Consider the following 13,703-nt stretch of genomic DNA (forward strand, 5'->3'; position numbering starts at 1 on the left):
GATACGTAGGCAAGTCACTAGGCTCAAGTAGCGCTGGATATTGCTTGTAATCCCTATCACGAAGGAAAGAATAATGACGCATCCATCCTATTGGTTTAAACAGGCTATCGAGTTAGAAAACCCACAAAAACCCAATGAACTAAAGGGCGATAGAACAACGGATATCGCAATTGTTGGCGGAGGTTATACCGGTTTGTGGACGGCTATTTTACTGAAACAGCAAGCGCCACAGAAGCGCATTACCATCATTGATAAGGGGCTTTGCGGCAGCGGAGCATCAGGTGCGAATGGCGGTTGTATGCTGACATGGTCAACGAAGTTTCCGACTTTAAAAAAGTTGTTTGGCGAGTCTCAAGCCGCATGGTTAGTGAAAGAGTCAGAACAAGCGGTGTTGGAGATTGAGCAATTTTGTCAACAATATGATATCGACGCTCAACTCGAACTCAATGGTGTCTATTACACTGCGACGAACAGCGCCCAGACAGGCAATATGCAGCCCGTGGTTGCAGAGCTAGAGCGTCTTGGCGTCAATAGCTGGCGACATTGTTTAGCCAGTGAACTGAAAACCAGCACCGGCTCGCCGCGCAATATAGAAGGTTTTCATTCAGCGATTGCTGCGAGCGTACAACCTGCGTTGCTCGCGAGAGGTTTGCGCAGAGTTGCGATTGAGATGGGAATTGAAGTGTATGAAAACACGCCAATGACGCAGCTTGAATATGGTCACCCTGCCAAGGTTGTCACACCGAATGGCACGCTTTCAGCTGACAAGGTGGTGTTGGCTTTGAACGCTTGGATGCTCGAGCACTTTAAGCAGTTTAAAAACAGTATTGTGGTTGTCTCTTCTGATATGGTGATCACTCAACCTTTGGGAGACGCTTTACCTCAGTCTGGTTGGCAACAAGGGAGCAGCGTACTCGATTCGCGCATCTTTGTTCACTACTATCGTGATACGCCTGACGGCCGTTTGATGCTGGGTAAAGGTGGCAATCAATTTTCTTTTCAAAACAAAGTGGACACCATGTTTAATAAGCCGAGTAACTATCAAACTTTATTGCGAAATGCATTTGATGCCATTTTTCCGCGTCTTAAAGGGAGCGAGTTTGCCTACAATTGGACTGGTGGATCGGATCGTTCTGCTACTGGTTTTCCTTTTTTTGACCGCTTGAACCAACAAGAGAACATTTTCTATGGTTTTGGCTACTCAGGAAATGGCGTCGCACAAACTCGCATGGGTGGGAAAATCTTGTCATCAATGGCGCTTGGACTAGATAACCAATGGACTCAATGCGGTTTGGCTAAGGGACCATTAGGATACTTTCCTCCTGAGCCATTTCGTTGGTTAGGCGCCATGATGGTACGAAATGCAGTTCGCCGTAAAGAGCAAGCAGAAGACAGTGAAACGGCTCCTTTTATCATCGATAAGTGGCTAGCTAAACTCGCGGGGCCGGCGGGAAAAGCCGATAAGGTCCGTTAGCAAGTGTCACGCGGTTAATAAATTTGTCATGCCTTCGTCATACGATTAGCGGCAATGGATTTGTCGGTCACTAAGGTGATGAAGGTTATGCACAATTTACCGCCACTAAACGCTCTCAAGGCGTTTGAAGCAACCGCTCGTTTGTTGAGTTTTACCAAAGCCGCGCAGGAGCTTAATGTCACCCGTGCCGCCGTAAGCCAGCAAGTGAAAAGTCTAGAGCACTATCTCGATGCTGTTTTAATAGAACGGCGGGGGACACAATTGCGACTTACGCCAGCTGCGCATGATTATTTACCCGTTGTCAGTCAGCTTTTTATCGGCTTGTCGACCACCACAGAGCATCTCTTTACTCGGCAGCGCCATCAGCAACTCTGTCTCCATGTCGCCCACAGTTTTTGCATGCAGTGGTTGATGCCTCGTTTGGCAGATTTTCGCCGTCAGCATCCGCAAATAAGTTATAAGCTCACGACCACAGCTAATGCCTTGCCAAATAGTAGTGCAATCGCTGATGTCGAAGTGATTAATGGTTATGGTGAGTGGCAAACAGAAGAGTTGCAACGTCTTACCATAGAGCGATGGATTGTGGTAGCGAGCCCAGGTTTCTTGAGGCTCAATCCGATAAACTCTTTGGCCGAACTTGCTTATGCTCCAAGGTTGGCAACCGGTGGATACAAAGAGACCTGGCAACACTGGTTTGAATATCATGGATATCAGCAGAGTATTTCACGGTTAATTGCTGAGTTTGACCACTCAATGCTGGCCATTGAAGCTGCCGTCAATCAGATGGGCGTTGCGTTGGTGCGCGATTTGTTGGTGGAAGATCACCTGCGTCAGGGCATCTTGGTGCAAGTTGGTCAGTGGCATATGCCGAGTGAAGGAGCGCATTACTTACTTTGTCGCAACACGCACAAACCGGCAGCTAACTTGTTCTGTGAATGGCTAAAAAACAGTGTGAGTTAAGTTTTATATTTTCCTTCTCCAAACTGCCATGGATTGTTCATGTTTTCGTCACATAGCCTGCGTAGGGTGTGTATTGCCAACTGGTACATACCAAAGAATATGAGCAGGTATGGCTGGTTAAATTGACCAAGTTGCGAAATAGACACCACGCAACATTAGCCGAATTAATGGAGAAAATGATGAAAAACCGTTTGATGAAAGGATCGCTGGCTGCATTGGTTGCATTGCTAGCAACAAACGCAAATGCAGCACAGGAAGTCACGGTTTACACCGCTTTTGAAACAGACATTCTTGCTAAGTACAAATCAGCATTTGAACAAGAAAATCCCGATATTGAGATTAAGTGGGTACGTGATTCCACTGGGATCATGACCGCAAAACTGCTGGCAGAGAAAAACAACCCGCAAGCTGAAGTTGTTTGGGGATTAGCGGGGTCATCTATGGCGTTGCTAAAGGAAGAAGGTTTGTTAAAGCCGTATACTCCTCAAGGTGTTGCAGAACTGCATGCCAATTTAAATGACCCTCAACCAAACCAAGCTTGGTATGGAAATGACGCCTTCTTCAATGCGGTTTGCTTCAATGAAGTGGTTGCCAAGCAACTGAATTTACCTAAACCAAGCTCATGGGATGACCTGACCAAACCTATTTACAAAGGGCATATTGCTATGCCAAATCCAGCCTCTTCAGGTACCGGGTATATGCAGGTATCCGCATGGTTGCAAAACATGGGCGAGGAGCAAGGTTGGAACTATATGCAAGCGTTAGATAAAAACATTGCTCATTACACCCACTCAGGCTCAAAGCCTTGCGTGCAAGCTGGTATGGGTGAGGTAGCGATTGGTATCTCGATGGCAAGCCGCGGTGCTAAGTTAAAAACTCAAGGTGCGCCATTGGCAGTTATAACCCCACAAGGTATTGGCTGGGAGTCGGAAGCTGTTGGCCTAGTCAAAGAGTCTGATGCTGCTAAGCGCGTTGTCGATTGGTCTATTTCGAAAGCGGCCAATGAGCTATACGTTGAAATGTACCCAGTCGTTGGGCACAAAGCCGTAAAAGCAACCGTCAATAATTTCCCTAATGTACAACAAAATATGGCGAAGATGGACTTTGCACAAATGGGCAGTAAGCGCGCAGATGTGTTGGCAAAATGGTCAGAAAAGTTTGATGCGAAATCAGAGCCTAAGTCTTAGGTTTTAGAAAAAGTGGACCAGACGACGGGAGCAATGCTCCCGTTTTTTATCTTTGTAAAACCGCCGCAATCAATCTGTAATCTTGTGTCTATAAATTCGTCATTCTAGCGTCATAATCAAAATCTAAAATTGGTATATACCATTTGGAGAGTGTGTTATGTCAACTAACCAACCTTATTTGAAAATTGATAACGTTGTGAAGCAATTCGGACAGTTCACGGCGTTAAAACAGATCTCACTTGCGATTGAGAAAGGCGAGTTTATCTGCTTTCTTGGCCCTTCTGGCTGCGGGAAAACCACCTTGTTACGTGCGATTGCTGGTCTAGATTTGCCCACTTCGGGCAAGATTTATCAACACCAACAAGAGACGACTTTTCTCCCCCCTGAGAAGCGGGATTTTGGCATTGTTTTTCAATCCTACGCACTCTTTCCTAATTTGACGGTGCAAGAGAACATTGCCATTGGCCTTAAAAATCAAGGCATGACCAATCGCGAAGCGCTGGAAAAAGTCGAGTACTGGCTGGAGATGATTGGCTTGCCTACTTCGGGTGAAAAGTACCCCAATCAACTTTCTGGTGGACAACAACAGCGTGTCGCTTTAGCTCGTGCTTTGGCACTTTCGCCGGGGTTATTGTTGTTGGATGAACCGCTTTCTGCGCTGGATGCGAAGGTGCGGGTTCACTTAAGAGATGAGATATGCAAACTGCAGCGTCAACTGGGCATTACCACGATTATGGTCACGCATGATCAGGATGAGGCTTTGTCTATGGCTGATCGCATTGTCGTAATGAACCATGGCGTGATTGAGCAAGTCGGGACGCCTCAGGAAATTTATCAGCAGCCAGCGACGCGGTTTGTCGCCGAATTTGTCGGCAGTATGAACTTTATCGAAACCTCAATTGCGACAGCAACGCAGATGCGTATCGCCGAATCCTTGTTGCCGATTCCTAATTTGTCTAATTGGCAAGTAGAACAAGGACAGCGCTTTGACTTAGCAGTTCGTCCGGAGTCGATCAAGTTTGTTGAGAGTTATGGTTGCTCACTGCCGGTTCGTATTAGAGCGATAGAATTTCTAGGCGCTTTTTATCGTGTCGACTGCCACTTACAACATGATGTAAACGCCGAGCTTATTGTTATTGATGTTGCCGTAGAGACAGTGCAAATGCTCAATCTAAAAGTGGGTGATGTTCGTTATATCCAGTTTGCTGATCAGGGAATACATGGTTATCCCTCGCCGGCGCTAACCTCTACGCAAGCGGCTTAATTGGAAAACATGGATGCAAATACAATGACGGTTACCACAATGACAACTCATACAGCCAGATTACAAGACAAAACCCGCGCCATATTTGGTCGTGTTAGCCGCGATAACTTGGTGCTCTTCGTGCTCCTGACTGCACTCTCCATTTTGATGGTGCTGTTTATTCTTATGCCGTTATGGGCGATGTTGACCAAAGCCGTGCAAAATAGCAGTGGTGAGTTCGTTGGTCTGGCTAACTTCGCGACCTATTTCGCTTCTTCGAGTTTGTGGATTTCGTTGGGTAATACTTTGACCATCGGCATTCTAGTGACGACAGTGGTGGGCGTGCTGGCTTTTGGATACGCTTATGCTTTAACGCGATCTTGTATGCCATTGAAAGGTGTGTTTCAGATCTTAGGTACAGCGCCAATTCTGGCTCCGTCACTGCTTCCTGCGATTAGCTTGATTTTTCTATTTGGTAATCAGGGTATTGCAAAGGAGGTGCTCGCCGGTCACTCCGTTTATGGCGTAATTGGTATTTCGCTCGGTTTGATATTTTGGACATTTCCACACGCTTTGATGATTTTAACGACATCTTTGCGAACATCGGATGCGCGCTTATATGAAGCGGCGCGAGCTTTGAAAACATCCCCGCTGAAAACGTTTTTTGTGGTGACATTACCTGCCGCTAAATATGGTTTGATTAGCACGCTGATTGTTGTGTTTACCCTTGTGATTACCGATTTTGGTGTCCCTAAGGTCATTGGCGGTGGCTACAACGTATTGGCGACGGATATCTTTAAGCAGGTTGTTGGACAGCAGAATTTCGCGATGGGAGCCGTCACCAGCATTATGTTACTTTTCCCAGCAATCTTGGCCTTCATGGCAGATCGCTGGGTGCAGAAAAAGCAAAAAAACATGTTTGATACTCGCTCGGTGGCCTACATTCCGGAGCCTAACAAAACCCGTGACACCGTGTGTTTTGCCTACTGCCTGTTGATTTCACTGGCCGTTTTAGCGGTACTGGGTATGGCGGTGTATGGTTCGTTAGTGACATTTTGGCCTTGGAACAAGGCATTGACGCTGAGCAACTACAACTTCGCTGAGATGAGTACTTATGGCTGGAGCCCGTTTTTCAACTCATTAACACTGGCCAGTTGGACAGCGGTGATTGGTACCTTAGTGATCTTTGTTGCGGCTTACTGCATCGACAAAGGACGCGCATTTGCGCCGATTCGTAAAGCGATGCAAATGTTGAGTGTTGTTCCGATGGCGGTGCCGGGTATGGTGTTAGGTCTGGGCTATATTTTCTATTTCAATGATGCCCACAATCCACTGAATGTACTGTATGGCACAATAACGTTTTTGGTGATCAACACTGTGGTGCACTACTACACAGTGGGGCATATGACAGCGTTGACGGCGCTTAAACAGATGCCTATTGAAATAGAGGCGACGGCGGCATCAGTTAAGTTACCGCAGTACAAGTTGTTCTTTAAAGTGACCTTGCCAGTCTGTTTGCCAGCGATCTTAGATATTGCGACTTATCTGTTTGTTAATGCATTAACCACGACTTCTGCGGTAGTATTCCTTTACTCGACAGATACGATTCCCGCGTCCGTTTCTATTTTGAATATGGATGATGCAGGACAAACTGGCGCAGCTGCAGCAATGGCGGTAATGATCATGATTTCTGCTGCAATGGCTAAAATTGTGCAGATGACGTTGGGTAAGTTATTAGAAAATCGCACACAAGCTTGGCGTAAAAGATAAGGATACCTAGTGCAGTACGTAAAAATTAAAGACTCTATTGTTGAACAGATTGAAGCGGGTATGCTTTCTCCAAGGCAAAAACTACCTGCGGAGCGTAAACTGGCTGAATCATTTGATACAACGCGAGTTACTCTGCGTGAGGCATTGTCGCTTCTTGAAGCGGAAGGGCGGATTTATCGTGAGGATCGCCGAGGCTGGTTTATTTCTCCAGAGCCATTGCGCTACGACCCCACTCAAACGTTAAACTTTCCCAACATGGCGAAAGCTCAAAACCGTGTACCTAAGACGGAGTTGGTGGCTGCTAAAGGCGTTCTAGCCGATAAGCTAGCCGCTCGATTGTTGCACTTACAGCCATTTTCCGATGTTTATCGAGTTGATCGAGTGCGTTATCTTGAGGATCGTCCGGTGGTTTACGTGACGAACTATATTCGACCTGAGTTGTTTCCTAATTTGTTGAGTTATGATTTGACCAACTCGTTGACTGATATCTATCGTGAGCATTTTGGCATGGTGTATCAGAAAACACGTTATCGGATTTCAACCAGTTCATTGCTGGGTGAGACTGCGCAAGCACTGCGAGCAACATCCGGTACGCCAGCGATGGTGGTCGAACGCGTCAACTACAATCAACACGGTGAGCTTATTGATTGTGATATTGAGTACTGGCGTCATGATGCGATCAGCATTGAATCAATTGCTGAGATCGGTGGTTAAGCCTAAAAGCTCATCAAGTTTTCGACTCTTTAATACCCAAGTTATTTGGGTATTTTTTTACCCATAAGGATAGGTATGGAACACCTTGCGATTATGCTGGTGGTTATTTCAGCGGTACTACACGCTGGTTGGAACCTGCTTGGCAAACGCTATTCCGGCTCAGGGATTTCTTTTGCACTGGCGGCAAGTTTGGCTGCCTCGTTTTTTTTATTGCCGTACCTGTTGTGGTATTTGACCGTGCTCGGTTTTGAACGCTTGCCGAAAGAGTTTTGGCAGTTATTACTGCTAAGCGGCTTTTGCCAGATTGTGTACATGGTCGGCTTAGTCTACGCCTACAAACATGCCGATATAGGCGTGATTTATCCCATTGCTCGTGCGCTTCCTGTGTTAATTGTAGGCGCTGCCAACTTGTTGCTGGGCTTCCCTCTAACCTTGATGCAATGGTGTGGATTTGCCTTGATTACCTTAGGCTGCGTGTTTGTACCCCTCACAAGCTTTACGCAAGTAACGTTCAAGGCTTACTGGAATTGGGGGGTATTTTGGGCGCTAGTGGCGGCCGTTGGGACGGCGGGTTATTCGATTATCGATAAGCAAGCCCTTAGCCTGTTAAGTCAAGCTGCATACTCGCTGCTAAATGACAAACAGAGTGCGGTTTTCTACTTGGGTGCTCAGTTTTGGGCAATGGGTTTACCTATCCTGTTTTGGTGTTTGTTGACCAACAACAAACAAGAAATCATCAAAGCTTGGCATATGCGTAAAAATGGCAGTCTTGCAGGAGCGATGATGGCAACAACCTATGGTTTAGTGCTTAGTGCAATGACGATGACTGACAATGTTAGCCTTGTTGTTGCACTTCGTCAGATCAGTATTGTATTTGGTTTATTGATGGGAGTGTGGTTTCTGAAAGAACGGTGGTTTGCCACTCGTTCGCTCAGTGTGATTACGATTTTACTTGGATTATTTTTAAGCTTAGCTTGAGGTCACTGACATCGAAGTGTAATTTGAGTAGAGTGTTGATAACTGACTGAATGTTTTGGATTAATTATGGGACCGGAAGCTCTTATTTTTGCTGTGGATGTATTTATAACGACGTGTTGTATGTATATCGCTTCTAAACTCTCTTTTGTGTCGGTAGAGTTTAAAGCATTGCTGATTATCGCCGTTATTGTCTCACTGGTATCACTTGTGCCTGTTGTTGGGTGGGCAGCTGGACTGATCCTGTTTGTTTACTTGCTGAGCAAAGCGGCGAGCGCCAGTTTTGGTGACTGTATCTGGGTGGTACTGTTTACCAAGTTGATATCTGCCGGCGCCATTATGTTGATTGGTAGCATGTTTGCCTAATATGGCTTAATGTCCAGCTAAGCCGCATAATGGATAGCGGTCTAATGAGGTTAATCTGATGGGGTATCTCTATCTCTCTATTGCAATAATTGCCGAAGTGATTGCGACAGGCGCACTTAAGTACTCGCAAGAGTTTACTAAGTTGGTGCCAAGTATTGTTGTTGTGGTTGGTTATGGCATTGCTTTCTACTTTCTTTCGTTAGTTCTGAAAACGATTCCTGTAGGTATTGCTTACGCCATATGGTCGGGATTGGGTGTGGTACTTATATCCTTAGTCGGGGTTGTACTGTTTAAGCAAAAACTGGACTGGCCTGCGATAGCGGGAATGGCCCTGATTGTGAGCGGCGTGGTTGTGATCAATGTCTTTTCGAGTGCATCGCATTAGTGATTGCTCTTGGTTTCAACACGTGATGCCCAATCATAGGTACGATGTTGGCGATGATTAACTTAGAGCGCTGTTTATCATCGCCACAAATCAGTGATATCTGAGTAAAACGGACACTTTCAGGCGACAGGGGTACACCTTGGGTATCGCAAGTTAGCTATTGGCAAGCACCAAATTGACCTCGACGTGACTCGGACAAATTAAGATACCAGCGGTACGACTATTTTGATCAGGCAGTTCAATCAGCAGGGGTGGGGCATCCTCACTTCTTAGTTCGACGATATTGTGGTCAACGATAATATCGATATTTTGACTGGCAATAACCTGATGATGTTGGGTTTCTTTGTAGCCAAAGGTGACGTCCAACTGCTCATCTTGCCGTTTAAGCACTCTCAATAGCGGTGCCTCATTGGAATAGAGTGCCAGCATTAAAGATTCGCCCAGTTGTAGCTGCGTCGCGTTAATTAGGATGTTGTAAGTCGCTGCGATTGGGCAAAATGGGCCCGGTGATATTTTTCTAAAGGTATTAAACTCATTCAGAATCTCAATCGGATTACCACGGCTGATCTTATTTTGCATAAAGGATACCGTGGTTGGCAGCACCATAATGCCTTTTGCGTTTTCAGTGATAGAAAACTCCAACACTCGGCCACTGGTGAGGCTTAACATTCGATTTTTAGTGCCAGTCTCTTCGGCTCGGGAAATCTCAATTAGGCTGCCGTTCTCTACTTCGTATTTGAGGTATTTCTTCTCATTGCTGTCTTTGATGTACAGCGTGATGAGGATAACGAGTTTCTGGTTGTCGATTAGCGATAAGCCAATATCTAAACGTGCAGAACGCACCTCTTCAGCGTTAATGTCATCTATTTTTGTTTGGTAGGCGTCGCTGCTGTTTTGGTGGAAGATCGATAGATTGAGTCCATTATCTTTGTTCAGTCGCGCGATAAACCCACTATCGGGATCATTGGCGATAGAGATGGTCGATGTATCCACATTGGTTTGAGAAGCAAACATCTCTGGCGATGCTTGATGCCAAATGTCTTTATATTTGTCCCAGTATCGGCAATGAAGTCCTCCATTGAGATCGCGATAAAATATGACAAAGTTATTGCTGGAAAGCTGAGGAAACTGTTGCGATTCCGATAAGTGGTCGATGTGAATTCCAATCGGCTCATAGCCGTTTGCGTCGAGCACTACAACAGACTGATGCTCCCAATTGACGAGATTTGTTGATGTGGCATGACCGACCGATTTTTCTTCCTCACGGTTGGTGAGCGTGAACAAATAAAAAAGATGAAACTTGCCTTCTGAAAACTTCAAAGATAGGGGCTTAATAAAAGAGCCTATAGCTGATAGTAAATGCATATCCCCTCCGGTTTATCACACTGTCACACAAGCGTATTGTTTAGTGTGCTTTTTATCTAATTGAAAATAAAAGAAATTTTTTGGCACGAGCATTGCTGTAGTGAATACTAGTTATAGTAGTTTAGAGGTTAAATGAGAACAATATGCTTACATCAAATATTAGCAAATCCAATGTTTTGTTAAAGCACAATTGTGACACCCGCGCAGAAGTTATCGCTTTGTTGGCGGATTCGTTATTTGCCAGCGGTAAGGTAAAAGCTTCCTTTAAACAAGCGGTGTTGGAAAGAGAGGAGAGCTTCGCTACAGGGTTAGAAGCAGGAGAAATATGTGTCGCGATTCCTCATACAGACCGAGAACATGTAATTTCTGATTCTATTGCTGTTATGACGCTTAACTCTCCTGTCGGTTTCAATGCCATGGGCACTGATGATGTGCCTGTCTCCGTCAGAATCGTGTTTATGCTAGCTATTTCCTCCAATGACAAACAAATAGATACGCTGCAAGAAGTGATTGACGTCGTACAGGATCAAGAGTTGTTGAGCAAGCTTTTGTGTGCTTCTGACTATCAAGAATTTGTCGATTATTTGAACGCCATTGAAGTTATTGACTAAAACCTAGATAAGGAAATCGTTGCCCATTCGGGTGTTTGACCCCTGTCTCTGTATTGATTGGTTTTGGAGTATATCGTTGTATGCACTTTCTTACTGAGTTTGGTATCAATTTATGAAACGAGTAACTGAAGTCTATGAAAAAATCCTTGAGCTAGAGGCAGCAACCCATGCTGAACATGGAACACTAGGCTTGTCGACTATCGAAATCGCAGACGCTGTCGGTTTGTGTCGTACCAATGTTAGTCGACTACTGAATGATCTCGTTCATGAAGGGACACTGCTCAAAACAAAAGGACGTCCTGTCGGTTATGTTACTCATAGTTTGGTGGCCAACTTAGGATTAGAAAACCGTGTTGATGGCAGCTTTATTGATGCGGCGATATTGGTCGGTAAGTCGCAAAGTGCGTTTGATAAATTGATTGGTAGTGGTGATTCTCTGAGAGGGTGCATCGACACCGCGAAAGCGGCAGTTGCGTATCCCCCCAATGGATTACACACCATGATTTTTGGTGAAAGTGGCGTTGGTAAAACCTTGTTTGCGCACTGTATGCATGACTACTATCAGCGCCATTTTCGTAAGTCCGTCCCATTTGTCCACTTCAACTGTGCTGACTTCCATCAAAACCCACAACTGCTATTGTCCCACCTATTTGGGCACACAAAGGGCGCGTATAGTGGCGCAAATAGTGACCGAGAAGGCTTGGTGCACAAGGCCAATGGTGGTGTGTTATTTCTTGATGAAATCCATCGCTTGCCACCGGATGGTCAAGAGATGTTGTTCTCGCTGATTGATAAACATAACTACTGTAAGTTGGGCTCAGATATACCCATTGCTTGTAAGGTGTTGCTGGTTGCGGCGACCACCGAGTCACCAGAGAAAAGTTTACTCAAAACATTTATGCGCCGTATCCCAATCACTCTGACGTTGCCGAGTTTGAGAGACAAAGCGGACACCGAATTGTTTGAATTGATCCTGAATCTTTTTGAGCAGCAGATTCACGAAAGTATTCGCAAAGATCTGCTTATTTCCGGGCGCGTAATCACTAAGTTAGTCAAGTATCGCCCTGATGGTGCTGTGGGACGGCTAACCTCAGATATCAAGCAAATTTTAGCATCGTCATTACTGGCATCGCCTGAGAACGAAAAACAGCTGGTCATCAATGATAAGTTTTTGCCGACTCACCTCCGGGCGGTTTCTTCGTCTAAACCTGAATTGTTTGATGTGGCAATTTTGAGTGAATGTGGGCAAGTTTATCTTAAAGACAGTAAAGCCGAATATCTGTTGACTCAGTACATCCAATCACACGATCGAACTGATGCGGTGCTGTTCTCTCACTATTACTCGTACATTAAGAATAAGTTGAGCGCCTGTTTCTATAATCAAAACATTCTGTCGAAACTGATCCCAAGTGCCACATGGGCGTTGACTGACTGGCTACTGGAACACTACTTCAATCGTCAGGTCGTGGGGATTACTGAGCGTAATCTTGTCGCATTACATCTTCATATTTATAACCAAGTTGAGACGTTTAGTTGCCACAGCATTAAAGACAATGAGCAACTACCTCAAGCTTTACGTAGCAGTCTAGATGCGCTGTTTAATGCTAAGTTGAATGAGGAAAAAGGTGCGGTCGGTGTGATGGTCATTTGCCATGGTGATGGTGTTGCGCAGAACATTGCACATGTCTGCAATACGTTGTTTGAAACCAGTGATATGCGCTGGTTTGATATCCCATTAGATTCCAGTTTTAGAGACCATCTGGATGAGATTGAAAAGCAAGTGTTGGCAATCGATCGTGGCGCTGGCGTTGTGATCCTTACCGATATGGGAACAACCGACGTTATTGCTGAGACGATACAACGTTCAACGGGCATTGATACATTTACGTTGAGTAGCATCTCTACCCCTGTGGCGTTAGAAGTATTAAGGCAAAGCTACCTAGAAGGTAAAACGCTTCATGAAATACGCAGTTATTTTGACAAGCAGATAGATGCACGAGAAAAAGTAAAATGTGATGCAATTCTGTCTATTTGTACCACCGGTCAAGGGTCAAGCGATTTTATTGCGCAAAAACTTAAAGAGTTAGCAGTGTCTGCCAATAGAAACGATATTAAGATCATCACTCTCAGCTTAAGTGATATTCGTCACGGCAGTAAAAAGCTAGATGCATTGCAAGAAAATAATAATATTCTTTTTGCGGTTGGAACCATTAGGCCAGGTATTGATGTGCCGTTTTATTCCATATCGAAGTTATTTTCATCGGATGGTGATGCACGATTTATTACTATTATTGGAGCAAAAGATAAAGAAACCAATATTTACGATGAATGCTTACATATCTTGTCTGACTATATTATGTACCTTAACCCTAAGTACGTCGTCAAATACATTCAAGCGTATATAGAGAGTAATGCACATCTCAGTCGGTTACATGATGACATAAAGCTAAAACTTGTTTTACACATCGCGGGAATGATTGAAAGACTCAGTCATCAAGGGCAGGGCTCTGCCATCGTTGTTGATGCGGGCGATTATGATCTTAGCGTTGTCTCTGATGGAATCGCGATTATAGAAGAGGCTTATGGAATAGACGTATCGCCTCAAGAACTGTCTTATATTTCTCAAATATCTCAAAGTGATTAATAAGGAAAA

12 protein-coding genes are annotated in these 13,703 nt (G+C 44.9%); 11 read left to right on the plus strand and 1 reads right to left on the minus strand.

From position 1 onward, the window contains the following. The first annotated feature begins 73 nt into the window (after positions 1–73). From GZK95_RS06005 to GZK95_RS06045, 9 genes are all read left to right on the plus strand, one after another. On the plus strand, positions 74–1,474 hold the full coding sequence (locus GZK95_RS06005; protein ID WP_075714530.1) for an FAD-dependent oxidoreductase: 1,401 nt from the start codon (positions 74–76) through the stop codon (positions 1,472–1,474). A gap of 87 nt (positions 1,475–1,561) precedes the next feature. Continuing rightward, positions 1,562–2,434 carry a LysR substrate-binding domain-containing protein gene (locus GZK95_RS06010; RefSeq protein WP_075714528.1) on the plus strand — a complete coding sequence of 291 codons (873 nt, stop codon included), beginning with the start codon at positions 1,562–1,564 and terminating at the stop codon, positions 2,432–2,434. 176 nt (positions 2,435–2,610) lie between these two features. Further along, complete coding sequence (locus GZK95_RS06015; RefSeq protein ID WP_083626187.1) at positions 2,611–3,621, plus strand: putative 2-aminoethylphosphonate ABC transporter substrate-binding protein; 1,011 nt, start codon at positions 2,611–2,613, stop codon at positions 3,619–3,621. A gap of 157 nt (positions 3,622–3,778) precedes the next feature. Next, positions 3,779–4,885 carry a putative 2-aminoethylphosphonate ABC transporter ATP-binding protein gene (locus GZK95_RS06020; RefSeq protein ID WP_075709361.1) on the plus strand — a complete coding sequence of 369 codons (1,107 nt, stop codon included), beginning with the start codon at positions 3,779–3,781 and terminating at the stop codon, positions 4,883–4,885. A gap of 9 nt (positions 4,886–4,894) precedes the next feature. Beyond that, positions 4,895–6,634: a putative 2-aminoethylphosphonate ABC transporter permease subunit gene (locus GZK95_RS06025; RefSeq protein WP_075712847.1), complete on the plus strand. Its 1,740-nt coding sequence runs from the start codon at positions 4,895–4,897 to the stop codon at positions 6,632–6,634. Positions 6,635–6,643: 9 nt separating this feature from the next. Beyond that, a complete protein-coding gene (gene phnR, locus GZK95_RS06030) occupies positions 6,644–7,348 on the plus strand; it encodes a phosphonate utilization transcriptional regulator PhnR (protein WP_075709363.1) in 705 nt (234 codons plus the stop codon). A 75-nt stretch (positions 7,349–7,423) separates the two neighbouring features. Then, positions 7,424–8,326 (plus strand): EamA family transporter, encoded by a 903-nt coding sequence (locus GZK95_RS06035; RefSeq protein ID WP_075712845.1) that lies wholly within the window; start codon positions 7,424–7,426, stop codon positions 8,324–8,326. Positions 8,327–8,392: 66 nt separating this feature from the next. After that, positions 8,393–8,689, plus strand: a complete 297-nt coding sequence (locus tag GZK95_RS06040; protein ID WP_075712843.1) for a hypothetical protein — start codon at positions 8,393–8,395, stop codon at positions 8,687–8,689. A gap of 55 nt (positions 8,690–8,744) precedes the next feature. Then, on the plus strand, positions 8,745–9,074 hold the full coding sequence (locus tag GZK95_RS06045; RefSeq protein WP_139312657.1) for a DMT family transporter: 330 nt from the start codon (positions 8,745–8,747) through the stop codon (positions 9,072–9,074). 153 nt (positions 9,075–9,227) lie between these two features. On the opposite strand, the gene GZK95_RS06050 is transcribed toward GZK95_RS06045, so the two are convergent. Further along, a complete protein-coding gene (locus tag GZK95_RS06050) occupies positions 9,228–10,439 on the minus strand; it encodes a hypothetical protein (protein WP_075712841.1) in 1,212 nt (403 codons plus the stop codon). A 143-nt stretch (positions 10,440–10,582) separates the two neighbouring features. Here GZK95_RS06050 and GZK95_RS06055 point away from each other — a divergent pair, with 143 nt between their 5' ends. Then, a complete protein-coding gene (locus tag GZK95_RS06055) occupies positions 10,583–11,050 on the plus strand; it encodes a PTS sugar transporter subunit IIA (protein WP_151148860.1) in 468 nt (155 codons plus the stop codon). A gap of 112 nt (positions 11,051–11,162) precedes the next feature. Then, positions 11,163–13,694, plus strand: a complete 2,532-nt coding sequence (locus GZK95_RS06060; protein ID WP_075712837.1) for a sigma 54-interacting transcriptional regulator — start codon at positions 11,163–11,165, stop codon at positions 13,692–13,694. Positions 13,695–13,703 lie beyond the last annotated feature (9 nt).

This window comes from Vibrio panuliri, from assembly GCF_009938205.1.
GTDB lineage: Bacteria > Pseudomonadota > Gammaproteobacteria > Enterobacterales > Vibrionaceae > Vibrio > Vibrio panuliri.

Excerpts from the sequence above, each read along its gene's own strand:
- GZK95_RS06005 (WP_075714530.1), top strand. The coding sequence starts at position 74 with ATGACGCATCCATCCTATTGGTTTAAACAGGCTATCGAGTTAGAAAAC.
- GZK95_RS06035 (WP_075712845.1), top strand. The coding sequence starts at position 7,424 with ATGGAACACCTTGCGATTATGCTGGTGGTTATTTCAGCGGTACTACAC.
- GZK95_RS06015 (WP_083626187.1), top strand. The coding sequence starts at position 2,611 with ATGATGAAAAACCGTTTGATGAAAGGATCGCTGGCTGCATTGGTTGCA.
- GZK95_RS06010 (WP_075714528.1), top strand. The coding sequence starts at position 1,562 with ATGCACAATTTACCGCCACTAAACGCTCTCAAGGCGTTTGAAGCAACC.
- GZK95_RS06020 (WP_075709361.1), top strand. The coding sequence starts at position 3,779 with ATGTCAACTAACCAACCTTATTTGAAAATTGATAACGTTGTGAAGCAA.
- GZK95_RS06055 (WP_151148860.1), top strand. The coding sequence starts at position 10,583 with ATGCTTACATCAAATATTAGCAAATCCAATGTTTTGTTAAAGCACAAT.
- GZK95_RS06025 (WP_075712847.1), top strand. The coding sequence starts at position 4,895 with ATGGATGCAAATACAATGACGGTTACCACAATGACAACTCATACAGCC.
- GZK95_RS06060 (WP_075712837.1), top strand. The coding sequence starts at position 11,163 with ATGAAACGAGTAACTGAAGTCTATGAAAAAATCCTTGAGCTAGAGGCA.
- GZK95_RS06040 (WP_075712843.1), top strand. The coding sequence starts at position 8,393 with ATGGGACCGGAAGCTCTTATTTTTGCTGTGGATGTATTTATAACGACG.
- GZK95_RS06050 (WP_075712841.1), bottom strand. The coding sequence starts at position 10,439 with ATGCATTTACTATCAGCTATAGGCTCTTTTATTAAGCCCCTATCTTTG.